This is a genomic window from Christiangramia sabulilitoris (assembly GCF_007050985.1).
Classification (GTDB): domain Bacteria; phylum Bacteroidota; class Bacteroidia; order Flavobacteriales; family Flavobacteriaceae; genus Christiangramia; species Christiangramia sabulilitoris.
This window is the reverse complement of the sequence record NZ_VHSF01000002.1, coordinates 68870-94619: the sequence shown is the minus strand read 5'-3', so window position 1 is coordinate 94619 and position 25750 is coordinate 68870. Positions and strand designations below refer to the sequence as shown.

Sequence of the window (25750 nt, the reverse complement as noted above, 5' to 3'; positions counted from 1 at the left end):
ATAATAATTTTAAAAAATCAGGAATGACCTTAATAAAATCAATTTCAGGAATTCGCGGAACCATTGGTGGTAAAACCGGTGAAAATCTAACCCCGGTAGATACTGTAAAATTTGCTGCAGCATATGGAACCTGGCTTAAAGCAAATTCAGAAGATAAAAAACTGAAAGTCGTTGTGGGGAGGGATGCCCGAATTTCCGGTAAGATGATCCAGGAACTAACTATGAATACCCTGACCGGATTAGGCATAGATGTAGTTGATCTTGGCTTATCTACCACACCTACGGTAGAAGTCGCAGTTCCTCTGGAAAAAGCTGATGGAGGGATCATTCTTACGGCCAGTCACAATCCAAAACAGTGGAATGCCCTTAAACTACTTAATAGTAAGGGTGAATTTTTAGATGGTAAAGCGGGTTCGAAAATACTTCAGATCGCCGAGGAGGAAAGTTTTCAATTTGCTGATGTGGATGCGCTTGGCAAAATAACCATCATCGAGGATTATATAGAAAAGCATATAGATGAAGTTTTAAAACTGAAGCTGGTGGACCGAGATAAAGTTGCCAGTGCCAAGCTAAAGGTGGCTGTGGATGCGGTGAACTCCACAGGTGGGATTGCTATTCCCGCTTTGTTGAAGAGAATGGGTGTGGAGGTAATTGAACTCTATTGCGAACCAAATGGGCATTTTCCGCATAATCCCGAGCCATTGAAGGAACATCTTGGAGATATATGTGAGCTGGTTAAAAAAGAAAAGGCAGACTTTGGTATAGTGGTAGATCCAGATGTTGACCGACTTGCTTTTATTGATGAAAACGGAGAAATGTTCGGAGAAGAATACACCCTTGTGACCTGCGCCGATTATGTTTTATCTAAAACACCGGGTAATACGGTAAGTAACCTATCTTCGTCCCGCGCCCTCAGAGATGTTACCGAAAAGCACGGCGGCAGTTATGAAGCCAGCGCTGTAGGTGAGGTGAACGTAGTACAGTTAATGAAAGATAATAATGCTATTATTGGAGGAGAAGGCAATGGAGGTATTATTTATCCTGAGGCCCATTATGGAAGAGATAGTCTTGTGGGCTCTGCATTATTTCTTACTTATTTAGCTGAAAATGGTAAAAAAGTTTCTGAATTAAGGAGCGAATATCCTTCCTACTTTATGAGTAAAAATAAGATCGAACTCACACCGGGACTGGACGTGGATGGTATTTTAAAATCTGTTGAGAAAAGGCATGAAAAGGAAGAGATCTCGACTGTAGATGGGGTAAAGATAGATTTTCCGGAAAACTGGGTACATTTGAGGAAATCCAATACAGAGCCAATCATTCGTATTTATACTGAAGCGAAATCACAGCAGGAAGCAGATGAACTTGCCCAAAAAATGATCAGGGAAATTCAGGATATTATTACCTAGTCTATTATCTCAGCATTATCAGGTATGGGCTCATTACGATGTTTCCATCGTTTATGAGTCCATAAATAATATTCCGGTTTCTTATAAATTTGCTTCTCCAGGTATTCAACAAATTTTTTGGTGATGGCGTGTGGTGGTTCGCCGGGAGCATCCTCAGTAATTGGTTTGAGAGTTGCTTCGTAATATCCCCGCCCAACTTTTTCTACATGTAGGTATACTACAGCCATATCCATTTTCCTGGCCAGCCGGTCTGATCCATCGAATACTGGAACCTTAATTCCCATAAAATCTATCCAGTGTTTCGCGCGACTTAATTTTGGGGATTGATCGGCGATCATTCCGTAATTCCCAAGGATACCATGCTCCTGGTTGTACCTTATGACCTCTGTGGTTTTCTGGGTGGTGATCAAAGTTCCACCAAACCTTCCTCTGATTTTCTTTACCAGAGAATCGAAATGTTCATTCTTAATTTTTTTATAGATACCGTAAGTCTTGTATTTAAGTCCGTATAGCTGCAAGGCATTTATCCATTCATAGCTGGCATAGTGACCACACATTACAATAAGACTTTTGTCGAGACTTTCTAATTTCCTCAGGTAATCCAGGTTGGTAAAGGTGAAGCGTTTGGCGATCTCTTTTTCTGAAATACTGATGCTCTTGATCATCTCCAGAAACATATCGCACATATGGCTGTAAAATTTTTTTTCTATCCTGTTGATTTCCATTTCAGGTTTATCGGGAAAGACAAGTTTGAGATTTTCCCTTACAGTTTTTCTTCTATAGCCAATCACATAATAAACCAGGAAAAAAATGGCGTCAGAAAACATGTAAAATAATCGGAAAGGTAGAATGGAAACCACCCAAAGAATAGGGTAAACAAGCCAAAAAACTAATCCATGCATAAAAAAACTTTCGGCAAATATATGGTATATTTGAAACTAAACTTAAGCAAATATGGGAGAATTAAGCCTTGTAACGCTCGTGGTAATTGCGGTGAACGTTCTGGTTTCTTTTAAAGGTTTCAGTAAACAAACTTTTTTTAACAAGTATAAATTTAACATAGCAGAAATAAAAGGTGGATCCAAATTTCAAATTTTCACCTCAGGTTTTCTTCATGTAGATACAGGGCATCTTTTTGTAAATATGCTAACCCTGTATTTTTTTGCGAATGTCCTGATCTACAATTTAGGCTCTATTGCATTTCTTATAATTTACTTAGGTAGTTTATTATTAGGTAATCTCCTATCATTCTACTTTCACAAGAATGATTATAATTATACTGCCGTTGGCGCCAGTGGAGCAGTTATGGGGGTTTTGTATTCCGCGATACTTTTACAACCAGATATGACCTTAGGCTTATTCTTTGTAATTCCTGTTCCGGCCTATATCTTCGGAATAGGTTATTTACTTTACACAATCTATGGGATGAAAAAGAGGACAGATAATATTGGGCACGACGCACATTTTGGAGGTGCTACCGGCGGATACCTCATCACGATGTTATTTGCTCCATGGGTCTTTGAAGCGCACTTATTGATGGTGGTGCTTTTGGCGATTCCCATTGTTATTCTTTTTTTTCTGCAAAGAACAGGCTATATATAGTTTGGTATTCTTATTGGATATATAGTAACTCTAATAACTTATTACTATGAAAAATATATTATTTGCTCTGGCTCTGATAGTCACTATGCCAATCATAGCGCAACAAGAACCGCACCGCTCTGTAGTTCATGTAACCGGGGAAGGTATTGTAAATGTTGAGCCAGATGAGGTGCTCATTAAATCAAGAATAGAACACGAAGGTTCTACAGCTGCCCAGGTTAAGAAAGAAAATGATGAAGTTGTAGCTCAGGTCATCAAATATCTAAAATCTCAAAATATTTCTGAAAAAGATATACAAACAGATTATATGAATCTTAATAAGAGGTATGATTATAATGAGAAGACCTATAGCTATGTGGCAAATCAGGCGATTTCAATAACGCTCCATGATATTGGTAAATATGAAAAGATCATGCGTGGCCTGTTAGAAAATGGTTTGAACCGAATAGATGGTATACAATTTAAATCTTCTGAAATGGAAAAATATGAGCAGGAGGCCAGGAAAAAAGCTGTTCTAGATGCTCAGAATATCGCCAGGCAACTTGCAGAACCTTTAGGACAAACTATAGGCAGGGCTATTACTATTAGCGAAACAGATTACAACAGTTTTCAGCCAATATATAAGATGGATGCCGCAATGCAGGAAATGAATATGTCGAACGAAGGAGGGCAAACAATAGCTCCGGGAGAGTTAGAAATTAAGATCAAAGTGAGTATAGGATTCGAATTAAAATAAAAAAAGCGCCGAAAGGCGCTTTTTTTATTATTCAAATTGAAAATAATTACTTCAATAATTCACCGATCTTATTGGTCAATTCTTCACCTCTTAGATTTTTAGCGACGATCACACCATCTTCATCAAGGATGAAGGTTGCAGGAATAGATCTCACCCTGTACTTCCTGGCAACAGGCTCATCCCAGAATTTAAGGTTGGACACATGGCTCCATTGTTCAAGATTGTCATCTTCAATAGCTTTCACCCACCTGTCTTTTTGACCAGGTCTGTCCAGGGATACACTTATGATATTTAAGCCCTGATCCTTGTACTTATTATAGGTTTTAACCAGGTTTGGGTTTTCAATGCGACATGGCTTACACCAGGCAGCCCAGAAATCTACCACGGTGACTTTACCAAGATTATCTTCAAGTGACAATTGCTCACCATCTGGAGTAGGAGCTGTAAATGAAGGTGCTTTGCTTCCTATTTCCGCAGCAAGACTATTATCCAGGGTCTCCTTTAAGGATTTGGCTAAAGGTGTTTTTTTCAGTCTTTCAGAAATTTCACCGTACATTTCTCTTACTTCCGCAGAAGTATGCGATCTCATGTTAAGCATATCTGTTAACAACATTACCGATACATAGGAATCTTTGTTTCTGCTGAAAAGTTCTTCTTTGAAGTTTTTGTCATTATCCCTCAATTCCTGCTGGGTGTTTCTAAGACTGTTCAATTGGGCGGTATCCCTTGCCGATGCAGCGTTTCTCATATCGGTTTGCATACCAACCATTTTCCGGTTTAATTCCTTTAAATGGCTCAAATATTCATTTAAAGCTTTATTCTCTTTTCCTCCCGTAACCAGGAAGTTCCTCAGGCTATCTTTATTAATGTCGAAATTTATTTTCTGATTCTCAGAAATAAAGACCACGTTACCATTTAAGCCTTCAAATCCTAAAAAACTCAAAGTTGGTAATTCCTGTTCTTCAAGGTCAATTTCAAATTTACCATCCTTGACTACTGCGGTATCAATAGTTTTAAGGCTTCTGGTAGATTCATCCCTCTCTGATATATAAACTTTTTTGCCATCCTCAAATCCGTCGATGGTACCACTTAAATAGTATCCTTTATCTTCCTGGCAGCTGCTAAGAATTAAAGCAAAACCAAAAAATAATATGGCCAATTTTTTCATTTGTTCCGTGTTTTTGACAAAAATAAAGAACTGCTTATTTATAGACGGGCAATATTTATAAATTATTGTTAATTTAAAAGTAGTTGCTTACCTACAGAGGCAATTACTTTTAATTTTACCTTAAATTACCAGGTTATGACGAAGCAGTTAAAAGAGTTTCCTTTAGAAATAAAGATCAGCTTTCACAAGGTAATTGAACAATACCAGAGGGAAGTAAATGAGATCGAAAGCAGTATTTCCCGGAAATACCTGCAGGAAATGCTGGATTATATATCAGATTATCCCGCGTTGGCAGAAGGTTTTAATGATCTCGAACTTTTAAAGGAATACCGCGAGCCTATAAAAATTCTTTTAGATGATCTTTTTCCCAGTATACTTACTAATAATGAAATCAAGGCTGCCTCTATACCGTTTCATGATGTTTTGTTCAATAAATCCAAAAGATTGAAACAGATCCTGGCAAATGCCGGCGAGGATTTTGAACTCACTTTCAGGAATACAGATGAAGATATGATTTATATATTTTCCTGTATCCAGATACTAAAGCATCACTATGATTTCCAGATAGACGTATCCAGGCCTTTATACTATGATATTCCAGATGAGAACGGCATCCAGCGTCATTACCGTATAGCCATGAATGCAGATTTTGTTGAAATCATTAAGAAAGATGATGCACCAGAAATATCGCAGGAAGATGTGGATAGACTGCTGCAAAACGTAGATGATTCAGACCTGTGGAAGGAAAAATTTCCTCCCGGTAGTTATATTTTTAAAGGCTTTACTATTGTGAACCTTACAGATGTGACTATAGATGATGCTATTTCAGAATTAAAAACAACTCTTTTATTTGAGGAAGTAAATGAAGCTGAAGAATTACAACAACTTCAGGAAATTTTCAGGTCTATATATAAAATTTCAGATCTGCGGGTTGGCTTCACGGTTTTTAATCATAAAGAAATGATCTTTGAACGAATGGAGAATGATGATGCCAGAAGTTTTATTCTGAATAATAAGCTGGCTAATGACTGTGAAACGGGTATATGTAAAAAGGGATTTCAGAAACTGATAGATAGTAATACTTATTTCACTATCTCGAATGTTGAAGATTATTTAAAGGAAAATGATAACCTCCTGGCAAGAAATCTTGCTGAAAATAAAATTAAAAGCTGTTTGCTGGCACCTATAGCCAAAAACGGTAAACTGCTGGGGATATTGGAACTGGTATCGCAAAGGAAAAATGAACTGAATAGTATCAATGCGATTAAACTTGACGATATTCTTCCCTATATTGTTTCTACTGTGGAACGTAATCGAAATGATTTCGAAAACAGGATTAAAGCAGTGATACAAAGTGAATGTACTTCCATACACCCAAGTGTGCTTTGGGTATTTGAAAAAGAAGCTAAAAAATTCATTAGAGACCTCGATAAAGACGGCCTGGCCTCCTTTAAAGATATCACCTTTAAGGATGTTTATCCGCTTTATGGACAGATTGATATCGTGGCCTCTTCAGAAGCTCGTAATGAGGCCATTAAGCAGGATCTCCTGGACCAGCTGGAAATCATTCTGAATATTATTGAAAAAGCTTATCAAATCGAGGAGCTGCCGATATATGACCAGGTAAAATACAGGATCTCAGATTTCAGAGAAGAACTTTTAGATAAACTGAATGCAAGTAGTGAGCAAAAGGTTTTTAATCTTCTTCAAAAGGAAGTGAATCCTTTAATGAGCCATTTAAAAAAGCAATCTGCTGAAATCAGGGAATTGGTAGATGAGTATTCTAATATGCTCAACCCGGAAACCGGTCTGGTCTATAATCATCGCAAAAAATATGATGATACCGTGCAGCAGATCAATCGCACCATGTCACGGTATATCGATAAAAAACAGGTACAGGCCCAGGAGATCTATCCGCATTATTTTGAAAGATATAAGACAGACGGGGTAGATCATAACATGTATATTGGTGCCTCCATGGCGAATAAGCGTCCTTTTAATAAGGTTTATTTATTCAACCTGAGACTCTGGCAATTGAGTACCATGTGTGAGATGGAAAACCGTTTCTACCAGTTGCAGGAAAAAACGCCTATCAATCTTGAAGCTGCGTCTCTCATTCTTGTATATAATAGTACCATGTCTATACGTTATAGAATGGATGAAAAGAAATTTGATGTTGACGGCACATACAACGCCAGGTACGAGATCATTAAGAAACGCATTGACAAAGCTTTCGTGAAAGGAACCGAGGAGCGTGTGACCCAGAAGGGTAAAATGACCATTGTATATTCCCAGGGAAGCGATGAAAGAGAATATTTGCAATACATAAAATACCTTCAGGCCAAAAAGTATTTTGGAGACCAGGTAGAGCTGCTTAAGCTTGAGGATGTCCAGGGCGTGGTTGGCTTAAAGGCCATCCGGGTGAATATACTTTACACACCGGATAGCAACCAGCCAGACAAGGTTATCAATTACGAAGATCTAATGGAAGAACTACATTAGGTAGAACGCCAGGATAAAAGCGATCACTGAAATTATTATTCCCATCATGAATACCGTATAGGTTAGGCGCAATAAGAAGTATTTTCTATGCAGTACCTTACCCAGTAAATGAAGATCCAGCATCAGCATTTCATATACATAATCCTTATCCTTTATAAGTTTGTTCATGCCCCATTTAAACTGATCGAAAGGCATTTTATGATAATTACCAAAGAATAACAGGTTCACGTTTCTGTTCTTGACCTGCTCTTTGGTAAATTCTCCACTGGTTACATTCGGTCTTGTAGAAAGAATCGAAAGGATGATAGAAGCGACACTAAAAAGAACTAAAACTAAACTGGGAATCAACAAGTGTTTGTTGGATTCGGCTTCTAATTTAGGGATAAGGTTGGCCAGGGCCAGGGAAATAATGATTGCGTTGACAGATAGCAGGATATTCGCCTTAGTATCGGCAATATCACTCAATTTAATATGGTTTCGCAAAGTAACCCTGAACAGGGTTTGTATACTCCTTTCCGGATTTTCATTCTTGAATTTAGCCTTCATCCTGGCTTTATGTTCCTCCTTATTGAGCTTTTTCTCCTGTTTGTTTTTACTCTCAATTAGATCAAGAAGATTTTCTTCTTTTACAGGTTTCCATTCCTTGATCGCGTAGTCTGTATAGAATTGATGTTTCTCTGTAAAAACCGTAATATTTTCCTCCAACCATTCGGCATTGGTGAAATTTTTAATATTATGAAGTTCTAATTCCTGTCTAAGAAATTCACTGGTTTCTTCGAAATATTTCTTACCGAAGTGTGATGAATCTGCATCACGAATTATTTTCTCACCAATGCAATTTGGAATAGTAGAAAACTTTGTAGCCAGAATGTATTTTTTTACTTTTTCTATAAGTTCTGGCGTCGCATTATTATCTTTTAAGAAATCTTCAGCTATCTCTACGCTTTTCTCCTCGTGCCCCTTATATGTATGAATATATCCCGTGTCATGCAGCCATGCGGCCAGCATTAGCGGTTCTTCCTCTTTAACATTAATTTCAGAATTATCGATTAATTCTTTAGTACTTTTAACCACACGCTGAGTATGCTGGTAGTTATGATATATAAAGGTGTTTGGGAGTTTTTCTTTAAATAATTCTTCAACAAATTTATCAGCTTTTGCTATGAGGTTATTCATACTTGAAGTTCTTAAGTTACTGTCCAAATTACGAAAAAATTTAGCCACAACTTTCTATGGAAAAAGTTAAACTTTTAGCCCCGCTATTTACATTATTTATATTCTATTCCTGCGCTACGGTAGAGCCTAAATATCGTGAAGGCGAACCAAAATCAGATTTTAACTATCCAGCTAATAAAGAGATAGAAAAATCTTTTTATCTGCTTGGAGATGGCGGGTATTCGCCTCCTGGTGGTACATCTTTAGGACTCATAGCTTTTAAGACGTTTCTGGATTCAGTGAATAAAACCGATAATTACACCATTTTTCTGGGTGATAATATATATCCCGACGGGATGCCTCCTGAAGGTTCTCCTGAACGTGAGGCAGCAGAATACAGGCTGGATGCACAGCTGGATGCTATAGAAAACTACAATGGAAAGGTAGTGGTGATCCCGGGAAATCACGATTGGTACAATGAAAAGATCGAAGGTCTGGAAAGGCAGAAGGATTACCTGAAAAGTAAATTTGACGATTTATTGATTTGGAGTCCTAAAATTGGCTGTGGCCTGCAATCAATAGATATCTCAGAAAATATACAGCTTATTGTTATAGATTCTCAATGGTATCTTGAGGACTGGGATCAGAATCCAAAAATAAATGATGACTGTGATCAGATCAAAACCAGGGAGGCCATGTTTCTCGAACTGGAATCTGAAATAAAAAAGAATCAGAATAAAACGGTTCTAATAACCTTGCATCATCCTGTTTATACCAACGGGGTACATGGCGGGCAATATACTATAGACAGGCATATTTATCCATCACAAAAGAAAATTCCTCTTCCTATACTTGGATCTTTAGCCACTTTGATTAGGACCACTGGCGGGGTTTCCATTCAGGATGCGCAGAATAACAGGTATAAATCTCTGGCAAATAGACTTTCTACCATTGCCACGGGCTCTGAAAGGTTAATATTCGCTTCAGGACACGAACATTCCTTACAGTATATAGAACATGACAGTGTAAAGCAGATTGTTTCCGGGTCGGGATCTAAAGCTTCGTATGCAACGCTCAGTAACGATGGAGTATTTGCATATAATGGTCAGGGATTCGCTGTACTGGATGTTTTCAAGGATGGTTCTGCCTGGGTGAGTTTTTACGGGAATGAAGAGAACAAACCAAAATTACTTTTTCAGAAGGAAGTACTTAAAACACCGGTTCCCTTTGAGTTTAAGGATTATCCAGCTAGTTTCCCGGCAACTATCACTACCTCTGTTTATAAGCAAACCGAAACTGAAAAAAGTCCTGTTCACAAGACGGTATGGGGAGAAAGATACCGGGAATTGTATGGTACAGATGTGGCCCTTAAAGTTGCCAATCTGGATACTTTATATGGAGGCCTTGAAGTTGTGAGATCGGGTGGGGGACACCAGACAGTTTCTTTGCGCGTAAAAGACAGTTTAGGAAGGGAATATAATATAAGGCGTGTAAGAAAGGATGCCTTAAGGTTTTTGCAAAATGTAGCGTTTAAAAACCAGCCAGTGGAAGATAAATTGGAAAATACGGTAGCAGAGAACCTGCTTACAGATTTCTATACCGCTGCCCATCCTTATGGATTTTTAACTATACCTACTCTTAGTGATGCTGCCGGGGTTTATCACACCAACCCGGAAATATTCTACCTACCAAAACAAAAGGCACTGGGAAAATATAATTCAGTACATGGAGATGATATATATATGATCGTGGAACGACCTGAAGAGGGTTGGACAGGATATGAATCTTTTGGCAGTCCAGATCATGACATTGTAAGCACTGCAGATATGCTGGAAAGATTAAGGCGTGATGAAAAATACATCCTCGATGAGTCAGCATATGTACGCGCCCGAATTTTCGATATGTTGATTGGGGACTGGGACAGGCACCAGGATCAATGGCGCTGGGCTGAGATCGAAAATGAAGATGGAAAACATTTTTTCAAGCCCATACCCAGAGACCGGGATCAGGTATATTCCAATTTTGACGGGGCATTTTTTGGCACATTAAGAGCTATCACCGGTTTTGCAAATCAATTTGCAGTATATGGCGATGATATTAAAGATGTGGAATGGTTCAATATCGCGGCGATAGGCCTGGACAGGTCCCTGCTTCAGAATACAGGAAAAGAGACCTGGCTGGAAGAAGCTGAATATATTAAAGAAAATGTAACTGATAAAGCTATTGAAAAGGCCTTTGAAAAATTACCTGAAGAAACCAGAGGTGAAACAACGCAGGAACTCATTAAGAACCTGAAAGGAAGGAGAGATAATATCATTGATATAGCTGAAAGATATTATGCACACCTTGCTAACCTGGCTATAGTTACAGGAACAGATAAGGATGACTTTATTGATGTTGAAAGGCTTGGAGAAGGTAAGACCCGCGTCACGATAACCAGAAATAAAGATGGCGAAAGGGCTGAAAGATTAAGCGATAAGGTATATAAATCTAATGAAACCGAAGAAATATGGATTTATGGATTAGATGATGATGATAAAATATTTGTAGATGGTAATGGTAAGGTAGAGATCTTTGTCAGGATTATTGGAGGACAGAATAATGATGTTTATACCATTAACAGTGGAGAAAAATTAAAGATCTATGATCATGTTTCCCTGCCTAACACGGTAGCGAAGAATAATGGGGCCAGACTTCGGTTTACTGATAATTATGAGATCAATACGTACGATAAAGATAAAAAGACATTTTCTTCTGGTTCTATAACTCCTGCGATTGGTTATAATCCCGATGATGGCTTAAATTTTGGGTTTGAATATGCAAAATCAGTGAATAGATTTAAAAGAAATCCCTTTACCTCTCAGCAGACTTTTTCAGGGGAGATACACTCAGCTACCAACGGATTCAGGCTGAATTATGTAGCCGAATTCGCCAGTATTATGGGTAAATATAATTTGCAGGTAGGTGCGAACTTTGCCAGTAATGATTTTTCAGAAAACTTTTTCGGTTTTGGTAACGAAACCCGGAATCCCGATGATGAAAGGGGGCTTTCATACAACAGGGTTGGATTAAGTAAATACGGGATAATGGCGGCTTTGGTCAATAAAACTCCATTTGGTAGTTTTTTCGGTTTTACGGCAAATTTTGAAGGCATTGAAGTTCAGCAAGATGAAGGAAGATTTTTAACCGAGGAGTTTGTTCCTGAAGATGAAAATTTCTTTGACAGAAAGTATTTCGCTGGTCTGGATGCAATTTACAGGTACGAAAGTTATGATGACAGATTCAATCCAACCCGGGGAATGCTCTTCGAATTGAATCTTGGGGCAAAAATTAATACTACAGATCCGGAAAGGCAATACGGTTATTTTAAACCTTATATGGGATTTTATAATGCCTTGACCAGGAACCGTAAACTGGTATTGAAAACGAGGGCTGAGGCACATTTAAACATAGGGAATGAATTTGAGTTTTATCAGGCTGCGCAATTAGGTGCAGATTCAGGCTTGCGTGGATATAGACTGGAAAGATTTACTGGAAAGAGTTCCTTTGGTACAGGAGCAGATCTGCGCTATTCTTTTGAAACCGTGAAGACGAGCTTTCTTCCTTTCCAGCCCGGCATTTATCTGGGTTATGATCTGGGAAGGGTTTGGTTAGACAGTAAGGAAAGTAAAAGATGGCATGACAGTTATGGTGGTGGTATCTGGATTAACAGTGCTGATGCCATCCAGGCTAATTTCAGCCTTTTCGCGGGTGAAGAAGGAGCAAGATTCCAGTTTGGTTTAGGCTTGAAATTCTAAATAAATTGCAAATAAAAAAAAGCCCCGGTTAGGGGCTTTTTTTTATTATAATAAATTTGAATCTATCCTTTAGCTTTATTTAAAGATAATTCATTGGTGAAATTTATGGTGCGTATTGGGAAAGGAATATTGATGTCTTTGTTGTCATATGCTTTCTTGATAGCAATAATAGCCTTGTTCTGGGCTACAAGAAGGTCCCTGTTCTTAGTGGCATCTGTCCAGAACCGAACTACAAAATTTATAGAACTGTCCCCAAATTCATTATATAAAAATTCTACCTCTTCATTACCTCTCTGTGGAAACAGGTCACTAATCACGTCCAATGTAAGATCCCGAACCATCTCAAGGTCTGATTCATACCCAACACCACAATTTACAAATACTCTTGAGCGTGTTGTGCTTGAAAAGTTTTTAAAAGGCTCTTCTACGATCTTTGAATTAGGTATGATCACATAATTGTTATCTGATTGTTTAATGACAATATTACGCAGATTGATTTCGGTAACACTTCCTGCATATCCATTAGTTTCAACCCAATCACCGATTTGAATTTCTGGTAAAAAACTTAATATAAGACCAGAAAAAGTGTTGTTCAAAGTTCCCTGTAGAGCCAGACCAATGGCCAGACCAACCACCCCGGCACCAGCGAGAACAGAAGTAAGCACTTTATCCAGGTTCAAAAGACCTAAGGCGATAAAGAAACCTATCAGGATTACAATCGCTTTGATAACTTTTATGGTTATCATGCGAATAGAATCCTGTTTTATCTGGTTTTTTGTAATTCTATCGAAAAGTTTACCTACGTATTTGGCAATAAAAATAAAAGCTATAAATACGAGAACGGCTAAAATAAAATTAGGCAGATTCAGGACTAAAGAGTCCAGCCATCCGCCTAATTTATCAATTATACCGTTTAATGAATCCTGAATGCTAAATTCCTGCATATTTTAATTAAATTAGTTACTTACCGGCTTGTGCTGATCACTGGTTTTCATTTTCCATGCATCCAGCATCCAACTTGTTTTTTCTAACTCGCGTATATACGCTCCAATTAGATCTATCGTACCTTCATCGTCTGCCGCATCTGCTGTTTCGATAACTTTTCTCATTTGCTTTAAAATGATACCGTGATCTTCAAGTAAAATCTCGATCATTTTTTTATCTGTTATATCTGAAGGAGATTCTTTAAGATTTGAACTTTCCAGATATTCGCTTAGATTACTAGTGGGCTGATACCTTAAAGTTAAGATTCTTTCGGCAATTTCATCAACCTTTAGTTTTGCATCATCATAAAGTTCTTCAAACTTTTCGTGAAGATCAAAGAAGTTCTTACCAATAACGTTCCAATGGAAATTACGAAGTTTTTGATAATATATATGATAATCTGCTAAAAGAATATTTAGTTGTTCTACCGTTTTCTTTGTTTTATTGGAATCCAATCCTAAGTAATTCATAGTTTTTATTTATTGTTTTGTAAAATTCAATACAAAAATACAATAGCGCTGCAATTTGAGCAATTGGTGAGCTTATTTTAATAGAAGTTTAACTAAGCCTATTTAAGCGGTCTGTGGTCTTTAAGATCGAGTTTATCCATCATTTTTTTGGATATTTGACCACTGGAAATTCCGTAACCATCTACCAAAACCCCTTTATGATTGTTTGAAGTGGTAATTGCATAGAGAATAGCATTGTCATCTGGATTACTCATCCCTTCAAATCTCAATACCTTATCTACTTCAAATTCTTCCACACCAAAAGTTTCATCCTTGGATTTGAGTTCGATCTTTTCATCCAGGAGGTTGAAATCTTCTTCGTAACCTTCTTCAAGTTTAAGTTTGTTAATAGCTTGTGATAATGTACCGTAATCTTTCATCTTATTGCATTTAGTTATAAAATCAAATTACGCTGAAAGCCGAATTTAAGCAAGAACTCAGGGTTGTTTAGGATAAGTTTAACTACGGTATAGACCTCAATTATACTGGCTTAATCATCCTTTTTTGAAGAAAAGAAACTAAATGGTATTAGTATAAATAGAAAAAAATACCAACCGGTAATTAGCCCTATAATTGTGATAATAGCAGCAATGGTATAAAACCAGTATGATTTGGGCAATTTCATATAATGTTACCTTTAATTGTCTGAAGATAATAATCAAATTTATAAATCTGAATCAAACTATTTTTCCTCCAGGATTGTCGGGCATATAATTAAGGTATTTCAGGCGTTACAGAGAAATAATTTTGTGTTTCGGTTCAATAGCAATAGCTCTGTACTTGTAAACGATTTATTATTCTTTTCTTTGTATGGAAATTGAAATATTCGGCATAACAATCACCTTTTAGATAAAGGTTGACCTTTTTTGAGTATTTTCAGGCTGATAAAAATTAAATTTCTCTATGAAAAGCAAGATCACTTTAAAGGAGCTGGCGAAACTTTTGAATGTAAGTGTTTCAACGGTGTCGAAGGCCCTTCATGATAGTCCCGAAATAAGTCCAAAGACTGCTGAAAGAGTGAAGGAGCTGGCTAAATTACATAATTACAGGCCCAATCCGGTCGCGGTAAATCTCAAAAAAAGTAAAACAGGAACCATAGGAGTGGTAATTCCGAATATTTCCAATAGTTTCTTTGCTAGAGTACTTTCTGGAATGGAAGCTGAAGCACATAAACACGAACAGCAAATTATCACCTATATTTCCAACGAATCTCTGGAGCGGGAAAAACAAATTTGTGATATGTTAACTTCAGGAATGGTAGACGGTGTATTGATAGCTATTTCAGAAGAGACTCAAAAGAAAAAACAATTCGATCATTTATTCGCTTTGCTGGATTATGATATTCCGGTTGTAATTTATGACAGGATCAATCTGGACCTTCCGGCAGATAAGATCGGGGTAGATGACGAAAAAAGTTTTTATGATACCGCCAGTTTTTTTAAGGCTAAAGGATTACAGAAAATAGGACTGGCCTCAGCTATTCATCATGTAGGAATCGGGCAATTAAGAATAAAAGGTTATCAAAAAGCCATGCAGGGAGAAAATATGCTACCTATGGCAACCAGTACTAAAGCCGATGAATTAAAAAGAAAAATAAAAGATCTCGTAATTGATCAAAAGATAGAGGCGTTACTCTGTACAGATTTTGAAAGTGCTATTTTGGCTACACGTGTCGCTTATGAAGAAGGAATTAAAGTACCGCAGGATCTTAAGCTCATAGGTTATATTGGCCGGGAGGTGGCGGAATACTTGACCCCCTCTTTGAGTTATATAGAGCAACACCCTAAAGAACTGGGAGTAGCAGCGATTGAGGTCTTAAATAACAGACTGCAAGGAAAATATGAATCTGGTCAGTTTGAAGAAAAGATTATCACGACTACAATGGTGCATTTGGAGTCGACTGGGTTTTAAGCTTACTCCTAAAGTTTTTGGGAATTCTTTAAGAAGACGATCTTAAAAAGCAGAATAGGAAATTTTATATTTGCCAACTGAAAAAGTAAAAAAATAGATCTTGATTACTGAAAATCAGAAAGAAATTATATCGAATTCAAATATACTGGTAACCGGAGGAGCTGGTTTTATAGGTTCTAATCTTTGCGAGACTCTTTTAGAATTGGGGGCTAGAGTAAAATGCCTGGATAATCTTTCTACCGGCCACATAAAAAATTTAGAGTTATTTATTGAAAACCCAAGATTTGAGTTTGTAGAAGGGGATATTCGTGATCTTGAAACATGTTCAAATGCCTGCAAAAACATTGATTTTGTTTTGCATCAGGCTGCTCTGGGTTCTGTACCCCGTTCTTTAAAGGACCCTATCACCAGTAACGAAGTAAATGTTTCCGGATTTTTAAATATGCTTGTTGCTGCAAGGGATAATGAGGTGAAAAGATTTGTATATGCTGCCAGTTCTTCTACTTACGGTGATTCGGAATCTTTACCTAAGGTTGAGAACAATATAGGTAAACCGTTATCGCCTTATGCTATAACTAAATATGTGAATGAGCTGTATGCCGATATATTTAGTAGTTCATATGGATTAGACACAATCGGTCTTAGGTATTTTAATGTTTTTGGAAGAAAACAGGATCCAAATGGCGCGTATGCTGCAGTCATTCCAAAATTCGTCATGCAATTTATGGATCACCAAAGTCCTGTTATCAATGGTGATGGTACATATTCCCGGGACTTTACTTATATCGACAATGTTTTGCAAATGAATTTACTGGCTTTGACTTGTGATAATCCGGATGCGCTAAATGAAGTATATAATACTGCCGTAGGAGATAGAACTAATTTAATTGAGCTAACTCAATTGCTTAAAAATTACCTTTCGGAATTTGATCCTGAAATTGCAAATATCGAAATCAAACACGGACCAAACAGACTTGGTGACATTCCACATTCTTTAGCTTCTGTGGAAAAAGCAGAAAAATTACTTGGATACAAACCAAGCCATAAAATTAAGGAAGGTTTGAAAGAAGCCGTTGCCTGGTATTGGGATAATCTTAAATAATATACATTAGAATAGATGACTAATAATAAAATTGCAGTAATCGGTCTTGGCTATGTAGGATTACCTCTAGCCAGGTTATTCGCTACCAAATATCCTGTAACCGGATTTGATATTAATGATGCCAGAGTAGATGAATTAATGAGTGGCAAGGATTCTACCCTAGAGGTTGAAGATGATCTTTTACGCTCTGTTTTAAAAGAACAGGACTCAAATGCTTTAGGTTTATTCTGCACTACCAGCCTTGAAGATATTAAAGATTGTAATTATTATGTAATTACAGTTCCCACTCCGGTTGATAAAAATAACCGGCCCAACCTTACCCCTCTTTATAAGTCAAGTGAAACAGTAGGGAAGGTCCTGAAAAAAGGTGATATAGTAATATATGAATCTACTGTATATCCGGGAGTTACCGAAGAGGAATGTGTCCCGGTGCTGGAAAAAGTAAGCGGATTAAAATTTAATGAGGATTTCTTCGTAGGTTATTCTCCGGAAAGAATCAACCCTGGCGATAAAGAACATACCGTAGAAAAAATTTTAAAGGTAACTGCAGGATCCACTCCAGAAATTGGCGAAAAAGTAAATAGCCTGTATGCCGATGTTATTACTGCAGGTACGCACCTGGCGCCAACAATCAAGGTAGCAGAAGCTGCTAAAGTCATTGAAAACTCACAACGGGACATAAATATCGCTTTTGTAAATGAACTTGCAAAGATTTTCAATATGATGGATATTGATACGCAGGATGTTCTGGAAGCGGCAGGTACCAAGTGGAATTTTTTACCATTTAAACCAGGTCTTGTTGGAGGACATTGTATAGGTGTAGATCCTTATTACCTGGCCCAGAAGGCCCAGGAAATCGGTTACCACCCTGAAATTATTCTCGCAGGTAGACGAATGAATGACTCCATGGGACAATATGTAGCTTCAGAGGTGATAAAATTGATGTTGCAGAATGATATCAAGGTTAAAGGTTCAAAAATTCTGGTTCTTGGAATAACTTTCAAGGAAAACTGTCCTGATGTACGCAATACTAAGGTAGTGGATGTAATAAAAAATCTGAAAGAATATGGTGTGGATGTTACAATTTACGATCCTCTTGCAAATCCGGCAGAAGTCATGCATGAATATAAATTAGAAACTATAAGCAGTTTACCTAAAGATAAATTCGATTCCATCGTACTTACGGTTGCTCATAAGGAATTTATGAAGCTGGATCTTAATGCTTTTAAAAATAATGGAGCTGTGGTCTATGACGTAAAAGGAGTTTTGGGTAATAAATGTGATCGAAAATTATAAGTCAGAATGAAAATTAAAAATATTTGTTGTATAGGTGCAGGATATGTTGGAGGGCCAACCATGGCTGTTATAGCTCAAAAATGTCCAGAGATCAATGTTACCGTCGTGGATATTAATGAATCCAGGATTGCTGCCTGGAACGATAAGGATGTTGAAAATATACCAATTTACGAACCAGGATTGTCTGAAATAGTATCCGAAGCCAGAGATCGTAATTTATTCTTTTCTACAGATGTGGATTCTGCGATAGATAAAGCGGATATGATCTTTATTTCTGTAAATACACCTACCAAGACCTATGGGATTGGAAAGGGGATGGCAGCAGACCTTAAATTTATAGAATTATGTGCCCGGCAGATTGCCAGGGTTTCAACTTCAGATAAGATTGTTGTTGAAAAATCGACACTACCTGTAAGAACTGCAGAGGCTTTAAAGAATATTCTTGATAATACTGGTAATGGAGTCAATTATCAGATCTTGTCTAATCCCGAATTTCTGGCTGAAGGAACAGCTGTAAATGACCTGATGAATCCGGATAGGGTTTTGATAGGTGGAGATATAGAGACTGAAAAAGGAAGTGAAGCTGTCCAGGCCTTAGTTGATGTATATGCCCATTGGGTTCCTAAAGATCAGATTTTGACTACGAATGTATGGTCTTCAGAACTTTCCAAATTAACCGCAAATGCATTTTTGGCTCAGCGAGTTTCTAGCATCAATGCAATGAGTGAGTTATGTGAGAAAACCGGGGCAGATGTAAATGAAGTGGCAAGAGCCGTGGGTATGGATTCCCGTATTGGCTCCAAATTTCTTAAATCATCTGTAGGCTTTGGTGGTTCATGTTTTCAGAAGGATATTTTAAACCTGGTTTATATCGCGAAATCTTTTGGCCTTAATGAAGTTGCAGATTATTGGGAACAGGTAATAATCATGAATGATCATCAAAAGAGAAGGTTTGCCGCAAAAATGGTTCAGACCTTATTCAATACAGTATCAGGTAAGAAGATCGCATTATTAGGTTGGGCTTTTAAAAAGGATACTAACGATACCAGGGAGTCTGCTGCGATTTATGTAGCCGATTACCTTTTAAACGAACAAGCTGAGATCGTGGTTTATGACCCTAAGGTAAAAGCCGAACAGATCTATGCAGATCTGGATTATTTGAATAGCCGGTCTTCAGAGGAAAACCGATCTCGGGTAAAAGTGGTGAAAACTTCCTATGAGGCAGCCAAAGATGCTCATGCCGTGGCGGTTCTTACCGAATGGGATGAGTTTAAGGAGCTGAATTGGAAAAAGATATATGATGATATGTTAAAACCTGCTTTCCTTTTCGATGGTCGTAGGTTACTGGAAAGAAAGACCAAGGAAGAGATCGGTTTTGAATTTTATGCGATAGGAAGTTAAATTAAAGAAAAATGAAAATTTTAATTACTGGTGGTGCGGGTTTTATCGGGTCTCACGTGGTGAGGTTATTTGTGAATAAATATCCAGAATATGAAATATATAATCTTGATGCATTGACTTACGCTGGTAACCTTGAGAATTTGAGGGATATCGAGAACTTACCAAATTATCATTTCTTGAAAGCGGATATTAATGATGCTGTTGTAATTGAAGATTTATTCAACTTGCATAAATTTGAAAGAGTCATTCATTTAGCGGCTGAGTCTCATGTAGATAGGTCAATAAAAGATCCATTAGCCTTTGTTAAAACTAATATAATTGGAACATTAAATTTACTGAATGCTTTTAATAAAACATGGAGTGGCAATTATAATGGGAAATTATTCTATCATATTAGCACAGATGAGGTATTTGGATCTTTAGGTGAGTCCGGTCTATTTGTGGAAGAGACTGCATACGATCCGAACTCGCCGTATTCGGCTTCTAAAGCTAGCTCAGATCATTTTGTTAGAGCTTACGGAGAAACTTATGGTATTCCCTATATAATATCTAATTGTTCAAATAACTATGGGCCAAATCAGTTTCCTGAAAAATTAATTCCTTTATTTATAAACAACATTGTTCAAAAAAAATCATTGCCTGTGTATGGAGATGGAAATTACACGCGGGATTGGCTTTATGTTATAGATCATGCAAGGGCAATAGACTTAACTTTTCACAATGGTGGAATTAAGGAGACATATAATATTGGAGGTTTTAATGAGTGGAAAAATATCGACCTGATCAAACTATTATGCAAATTGATGGATCAGAAACTAGACAGATTACCAGGCACTTCTGCAGATTTGATAACTTATGTAAAGGATAGGCCTGGCCATGATAAAAGATATGCGATCAATGCAAATAAAATTAATAAAGGGTTGGGGTGGAAACCTTCGGTAACTTTTGAAGAAGGTTTGGAAAAAACAATCGATTGGTATCTTATTAATGAGGAGTGGCTGAGAAATGTCACTTCTGGACAATACCAAGATTACTATATAAAACAATACAAGTCATGAAAGGAATTATATTAGCTGGAGGAAGTGGAACGAGGTTGTATCCAATTACAATTGCTGTAAGTAAACAATTGTTGCCAGTATACGATAAGCCTATGATCTATTATCCACTTTCGGTATTGATGCTAGCCGGAATAAAGGATATATTATTTATTACAACTCCTCATGATCAGGAAGCTTTTAAAAAACTTTTAGGAGATGGCAGTGAACTTGGGTGTAATTTTCAATATGCTGTACAACATAAGCCTAATGGCCTCGCTGAGGCTTTTATTATTGGTGAAGATTTTATAGGTCGGGATAAAGTTGCATTGGTTTTAGGGGATAATATTTTTTATGGCAATGGTCTTGTTAATTTATTGCGGAGTAAAACTGATATTACAGGGGCATCAATTTTTGCTTATACGGTTAAAGATCCGGAGCGTTATGGTGTTGTAGAATTTGACGAAGCAAGGAAAGTAAAAAGTATAGAAGAGAAACCTTCAAAACCAAAATCAAAATTTGCTATTCCAGGATTATATTTTTATGATAATAAAGTAGTCCAATATGCCAAAGAAGTAAAGCCATCTGATAGGGGGGAAAAAGAGATATCAACAATTAATAAGATGTACTTGGATGATGGAATGTTAGAAGTTGGGGTAATGACCAGGGGGATGAGTTGGTTTGATACTGGAACAGTTGAATCCTTAGATGATGCTACAGAATTTATTCGAGTCTTACAAAATAGACAGAGTACTATGATTGGATGTATTGAGGAAGTTGCTTATCTAAGTAATTTTATCGATAAGGAAAGAGTTAAAAAACTTTCGAAACGATATGGGAAATCTAAATACGGAAATTATCTGAAAGAAATTGTAGAAATTATTTATTGAGGTAAAAAGCCAGTAGAAATTTTAGGAGAATCAATATGAATAATTATTTAATAAATCTTTTTACCAAAAGTCTTTTAGGGAATAAAGCTGTTCATTCTACTTCCTATGCGTTGAAATGGATTAAGGAGCAAAACAGAAAAGTGAATGTAGATATTAATGAAGTTCCATTTTCCAGTCTTAAAGACTGGGATTTTAGTCAAAATTCATTAATGCACAATTCAGGAAAATTTTTTTCAATTGATGGTATCCGGATATCTACTAATTATGGAGAAATTACTGACTGGGAACAGCCAATAATCAATCAGCCTGAAATAGGCTATCTGGGATTTATTACAAAAGAGTTTGACGGGGTTCTTCATTTTTTAGTGCAGGCAAAAATAGAGCCGGGCAATATAAATTTCGTTCAACTCTCTCCAACTCTCCAGGCAACAAAAAGTAATTACTCTAAAGTTCATAAAGGGAATGCTCCTGCCTATTTGAATTATTTTCAAAACGTAAAAAAGGAACAAATACTCATAGACCAGTTGCAATCGGAGCAGGGTGCCAGGTTTTTAAAAAAGAGAAACCGAAACATCATAATAAAGATTGACGAAGAATTGGAAATATTGGATAATTTCATTTGGCTCACCCTGTCTCAAATAAAAGAGCTTATGAGGTTTGATAATGTTGTGAATATGGATACTCGAACGGTCGTTTCAGGTATTCCCTTATTTGAATCTTCCAAGATAAATCTTGATCAGTTCCGTCACACTTTTCCTGGTTTTTCCTCTAGTAATTTTAATGAAGGTTTACTCGAATCTTGTGCATATGATTCTGAAAATGTAAACTCTTTGGATGATATAATTAAATTTATTACGTATCAAAAATGTAAGTGGGAACTAGATGTTTGTAAAAAACCACTTCACTCACTGGAAAATTGGATTATCACTGATAGAAATATCTATCATATTGACAATAAATATTTTGAGATAATAGCTGCAGATATCGTAATAGATAATAGGGAGGTTGTAAACTGGTCTCAACCTATGGTGAAACCTGTGCAAGAAGGATTATGTGCTTTAATTTGTAAGAATATAAATGGTGTCTTGCATTTTATTATGCAAGCTAAGTTAGAGTGTGGAAATTTTGATATAATAGAGCTAGCCCCGACGGTTCAGTGTTTGACAGATAATTATAGAACTGATTCTTCTATTGAAGGATTGCCTTATCTAAAATACATTTTAAATACAGACAAGGGAAAATTAATATTTGATACTTTTCAGTCCGAAGAGGGAGGAAGGTTTTATAAAGAACAAAATAGGAGCATGATAATTTTTGATGAGGATGAGATTCCTATAAATCTTCCTGAAAATTATATTTGGATGAGCTATAATCAACTTCAAATGTTCTTAAAACATAATAATTATTTAAATATTCAGGCAAGAAGTCTTTTATCTGCTTTATCCTTTAAACTGGCTTATGAAGAAACAATCGAATAAAATTAGAATAGGAGTTCTGGGTAGTGCTAACATAGCAACTAGATCAGTAATCCCGGCTATTAAGGCTCTGCCTGATGTATTCATGCTTTATGGATTAGCCACTAGAAGCATTGAAAAATCATCATTAAATGATGATTATAGACTTGTTGAAGGTTATGAAAATCTAATTGACAAAGAATTTGTGGATGCAATATATATTCCTTTACCAAATTCTCTTCATTTTCAATGGGTAAAACAAGCTTTGGATAAGGGTATTCATGTTTTAGTAGAAAAATCACTTGCATGTTCACATTCTGAAGTAATTGAATTAAATAATATAGCAGAGAATAAAGATTTAGCTCTAGTTGAGAATTTTCAATTCAGGTTCCATCCCCAATTGAAATATATTCTGGAACTTTTGTCAAATAAAGCAATTGGAGAGCTTCGGTATTTAAGAAGTAGCTTCTGTTTTCCTCCTTTTCCAGATAAAAATAACATTCGGTATAAAAAAGAACTTGGAGGAGGTGCATTGCTGGATGCAGCGGCTTATCCGGTTAAGATCTCTCAGATTATTCTTGGAAAAGAAATTGTTGTAGCAGATGCCAGTCTTAATTCAAATAATGGTTTTGAAGTAGATATTTGGGGAGGAGCGACGTTAAAACAAAGTAAAGGCAATTTGCGATCACAGATAAATTTTGGTTTTGATAACTATTACCAGTGTAATGTGGAAATTTTAGGTTCGGAAGGAAGAATTTATACCAACAGAATATTTACAGCAGGTGAAAATGTTACACCGTCTATAATTCTTGAAACAAAAGAGAATGGAGTGAAGAATATTGAACTGAAACCAGCCAATCATTTTATCAATATGCTGGAATATTTCAGAGAAGTTATTGGAAGCGAAAAATTACGACAACAAGAATATCTTGAAAACATTAATCAATCCTGCCTGTTACAGGAAATAAAACAAAAAGCAAATGAATAGCGAAAGTAAGCCAATTTATGTGACACAACCTTCCTTGGCTCCTTTATCAGAATATGTAGAGTTGATGGAAGAAGTGTGGAATTCAGGAATTCTAACTCATAATGGTCCCAAAGTGCAACAGCTGGAAGCTGAAGTAGCTGAAAAATTCGGGCTGAATAATTTTTCTATTGTTTTAAATGGAACAATAGCATTACAGATGGCTATCAAAGCTCTTGGCTTAAAAGGTGAGATTATTACTACCTCCTTTACTTGGGTTGCTACAATTAGTGCAATTAAATGGGAAGGGTGTAAACCGGTTTTCTGTGATATTGATCCCGGTACTCTCAATATTGATGAAAATAAAATAGAATCGCTAATAACAGATGATACAGTAGCAATCATGCCGGTACATGTATTCGGCAATCCCTGCAATGTTGAAAAAATTGATTCGATTGCAAAAAAGTATAATTTAAAGGTTATATATGATGCGGCTCATGCGATTGGGAGTACTTATAATAATAAAAGTCTTTTAAGCTATGGTGATATTTCTGCGACAAGCTTACATGCAACTAAATTATTTAATACCGGGGAAGGCGGTGCTTGTATTGCTAATTCTTCCGAGCTACATGAAAAATTACGAAGAATCCGTTTTTTTGGGCACGATCAAGAAAAAAATGTGATCGAAGATGGATTTAACGGCAAAATGACTGAGATACATGCTGCACTTGGCTTGGCAAACCTTAAATACTTTGACAAAGTATTGAGGGATAGGCAGAAAAAATACTTTTATTATAAGAATTTTTTAGAGAATAAAAACTCATTGAGTTTTCAGAAACTTGACTTAGGCACTTGTAATTACTCGTATTTTCCCGTTATCTTTCAGTCTGAACATCAATTATTACAGGTTGAAAAAAAGCTTAATAATAACCAGATATATCCAAGGAGGTATTTCTATCCTTCAGTTAATACCTATACACAAATAGTTGACTATCAGGAAAATCCAATATCTGAGGATATTTCTAAAAGAATATTATGTCTGCCTTTATACAAAGACTTGACATTTGATGAAATTCAAAGGATATGCAATTTAGTAGTTGAGTCAATATGAAAAATATACTGGTTATTATTGATAATAGAGTTCAGTATGATCGAATGCAAAAAATTATCCTTCAAAAGAATAGAAATGACCTAAACTTTGAGTTTAAACATAGCAGTATAAAAACTGCAATTTGGGATCATGAAGATTTCCTAAATAAGGATTCGATTATTAATGTTAATGATCACAAGGAGGAGATCATTAAAAATTACGATTTAGTCATTTCCGTGCATTGCTATCAATTTTTTCCTAAACGGATTGTGGATAATATTAGGAGTATTAATATTCATCCAGGGTATAATCCTATAAATAGAGGTTGGTATCCTCAAGTCTTTGCAATTGTGAATAACCTGGAAATTGGTGCTACAATACACGAGATGGATGAAAAACTTGATAATGGCCCAATTATCTGTCGAATGTTAGTTGAAAAATATCCTTGGGATACTTCTTTGGATATCTATAATAGAGTTCTGGAGGCCGAAATGCAATTGTTCTATACTTATTTTGATCAAATTTTTGATAATACTTATGAGAAAATTGTTCCAGAAGGGAGGGGGAATTTTTACTCTAAAAAAGATTTCTATAAACTATGTGAAATAAATTTGAATGAAAATGCAACCTACGGGCAAGTAATTAATAGATTACGCGCACTAACACATGGTGAATATCAAAACGCTTTTTTTCAAGAGGATGGGAAAAAGATATTTTTGAATCTTACATTAACTCCAGATGAGTAA

Annotated in this window: 21 protein-coding genes; 15 read left to right on the top strand and 6 right to left on the bottom strand. The window is 36.4% G+C overall.

The window, feature by feature from the left end; translation table 11 throughout:
- Window positions 1-23 precede the first annotated feature (23 nt).
- A complete protein-coding gene (gene glmM / locus FGM01_RS06930; RefSeq protein ID WP_143410429.1) occupies window positions 24-1409 on the top strand; it encodes a phosphoglucosamine mutase in 1386 nt (461 codons plus the stop codon).
- Here glmM and FGM01_RS06925 read toward each other — a convergent pair.
- A complete protein-coding gene (locus FGM01_RS06925) occupies window positions 1406-2311 on the bottom strand; it encodes a lysophospholipid acyltransferase family protein (RefSeq protein ID WP_143410428.1) in 906 nt (301 codons plus the stop codon). The two genes, glmM and FGM01_RS06925, sit on opposite strands and share 4 nt — an antisense overlap.
- Window positions 2312-2363: 52 nt before the next feature.
- Between FGM01_RS06925 and FGM01_RS06920 the strand changes: the two genes are divergently transcribed.
- On the top strand, window positions 2364-3011 hold the full coding sequence (locus FGM01_RS06920; protein WP_143410427.1) for a rhomboid family intramembrane serine protease: 648 nt from the start codon (window positions 2364-2366) through the stop codon (window positions 3009-3011).
- 46 nt (window positions 3012-3057) lie between these two features.
- A complete protein-coding gene (locus FGM01_RS06915) occupies window positions 3058-3747 on the top strand; it encodes an SIMPL domain-containing protein (RefSeq protein WP_143410426.1) in 690 nt (229 codons plus the stop codon).
- A gap of 46 nt (window positions 3748-3793) precedes the next feature.
- Here FGM01_RS06915 and FGM01_RS06910 read toward each other — a convergent pair whose 3' ends face one another.
- Entirely contained in the window at window positions 3794-4915 is a 1122-nt protein-coding gene (locus tag FGM01_RS06910) for a TlpA disulfide reductase family protein (protein WP_143410425.1), read from the bottom strand.
- A 135-nt stretch (window positions 4916-5050) separates the two neighbouring features.
- Here FGM01_RS06910 and FGM01_RS06905 point away from each other — a divergent pair, with 135 nt between their 5' ends.
- The gene (locus FGM01_RS06905; RefSeq protein ID WP_143410424.1) at window positions 5051-7417 is read left to right on the top strand and encodes a GAF domain-containing protein; all 2367 of its coding nucleotides are present in this window, start codon (window positions 5051-5053) and stop codon (window positions 7415-7417) included.
- Here FGM01_RS06905 and FGM01_RS06900 read toward each other — a convergent pair.
- Window positions 7409-8593, bottom strand: a complete 1185-nt coding sequence (locus tag FGM01_RS06900; protein ID WP_143410423.1) for a Pycsar system effector family protein — start codon at window positions 8591-8593, stop codon at window positions 7409-7411. The genes FGM01_RS06905 and FGM01_RS06900 overlap by 9 nt on opposite strands.
- 56 nt (window positions 8594-8649) lie before the next feature.
- On the opposite strand from FGM01_RS06900, the gene FGM01_RS06895 reads away from it, so the two are divergent.
- A complete protein-coding gene (locus FGM01_RS06895) occupies window positions 8650-12369 on the top strand; it encodes a metallophosphoesterase (RefSeq protein ID WP_143410422.1) in 3720 nt (1239 codons plus the stop codon).
- A 62-nt stretch (window positions 12370-12431) separates the two neighbouring features.
- Here the strand turns inward: FGM01_RS06895 and FGM01_RS06890 are convergent, their stop codons facing one another.
- The 3 genes from FGM01_RS06890 to FGM01_RS06880 all read right to left on the bottom strand — a co-directional run bounded on the left by FGM01_RS06890 (window position 12432) and on the right by FGM01_RS06880 (window position 14242).
- A complete protein-coding gene (locus FGM01_RS06890; protein ID WP_143410421.1) occupies window positions 12432-13313 on the bottom strand; it encodes a mechanosensitive ion channel family protein in 882 nt (293 codons plus the stop codon).
- Window positions 13314-13325: 12 nt separating this feature from the next.
- Window positions 13326-13823, bottom strand: coding sequence for a Dps family protein (locus tag FGM01_RS06885; RefSeq protein ID WP_143410420.1), 498 nt, complete (start codon window positions 13821-13823; stop codon window positions 13326-13328).
- A 98-nt stretch (window positions 13824-13921) separates the two neighbouring features.
- A complete protein-coding gene (locus tag FGM01_RS06880) occupies window positions 13922-14242 on the bottom strand; it encodes a phosphoribosylpyrophosphate synthetase (protein WP_143410419.1) in 321 nt (106 codons plus the stop codon).
- Between the two features lie 523 nt (window positions 14243-14765).
- On the opposite strand from FGM01_RS06880, the gene FGM01_RS06875 reads away from it, so the two are divergent.
- From FGM01_RS06875 to FGM01_RS06830, 10 genes are all read left to right on the top strand, one after another.
- Window positions 14766-15773, top strand: a complete 1008-nt coding sequence (locus tag FGM01_RS06875) for a LacI family DNA-binding transcriptional regulator (RefSeq protein WP_143410418.1) — start codon at window positions 14766-14768, stop codon at window positions 15771-15773.
- A gap of 100 nt (window positions 15774-15873) precedes the next feature.
- Window positions 15874-16875: an SDR family oxidoreductase gene (locus FGM01_RS06870; protein ID WP_143410417.1), complete on the top strand. Its 1002-nt coding sequence runs from the start codon at window positions 15874-15876 to the stop codon at window positions 16873-16875.
- A 15-nt stretch (window positions 16876-16890) separates the two neighbouring features.
- On the top strand, window positions 16891-18171 hold the full coding sequence (locus FGM01_RS06865) for a nucleotide sugar dehydrogenase (protein WP_143410416.1): 1281 nt from the start codon (window positions 16891-16893) through the stop codon (window positions 18169-18171).
- A gap of 6 nt (window positions 18172-18177) precedes the next feature.
- Complete coding sequence (locus FGM01_RS06860; protein WP_143410415.1) at window positions 18178-19572, top strand: UDP-glucose 6-dehydrogenase; 1395 nt, start codon at window positions 18178-18180, stop codon at window positions 19570-19572.
- Between the two features lie 11 nt (window positions 19573-19583).
- Window positions 19584-20630, top strand: a complete 1047-nt coding sequence (gene rfbB / locus FGM01_RS06855) for a dTDP-glucose 4,6-dehydratase (RefSeq protein WP_143410414.1) — start codon at window positions 19584-19586, stop codon at window positions 20628-20630.
- On the top strand, window positions 20627-21496 hold the full coding sequence (rfbA, locus tag FGM01_RS06850; RefSeq protein WP_143410413.1) for a glucose-1-phosphate thymidylyltransferase RfbA: 870 nt from the start codon (window positions 20627-20629) through the stop codon (window positions 21494-21496). Before rfbB ends, rfbA begins: the two co-directional genes overlap by 4 nt.
- A 35-nt stretch (window positions 21497-21531) precedes the next feature.
- Window positions 21532-22974: an NDP-hexose 2,3-dehydratase family protein gene (locus tag FGM01_RS06845; RefSeq protein WP_143410412.1), complete on the top strand. Its 1443-nt coding sequence runs from the start codon at window positions 21532-21534 to the stop codon at window positions 22972-22974.
- Window positions 22955-23938, top strand: coding sequence for a Gfo/Idh/MocA family protein (locus FGM01_RS06840; RefSeq protein ID WP_143410411.1), 984 nt, complete (start codon window positions 22955-22957; stop codon window positions 23936-23938). The genes FGM01_RS06845 and FGM01_RS06840 overlap by 20 nt, the downstream gene beginning before the upstream one ends.
- Window positions 23931-25025, top strand: coding sequence for a DegT/DnrJ/EryC1/StrS family aminotransferase (locus FGM01_RS06835; RefSeq protein WP_143410410.1), 1095 nt, complete (start codon window positions 23931-23933; stop codon window positions 25023-25025). Before FGM01_RS06840 ends, FGM01_RS06835 begins: the two co-directional genes overlap by 8 nt.
- Window positions 25022-25750: a dTDP-4-amino-4,6-dideoxyglucose formyltransferase gene (locus tag FGM01_RS06830; RefSeq protein WP_143410409.1), complete on the top strand. Its 729-nt coding sequence runs from the start codon at window positions 25022-25024 to the stop codon at window positions 25748-25750. Before FGM01_RS06835 ends, FGM01_RS06830 begins: the two co-directional genes overlap by 4 nt.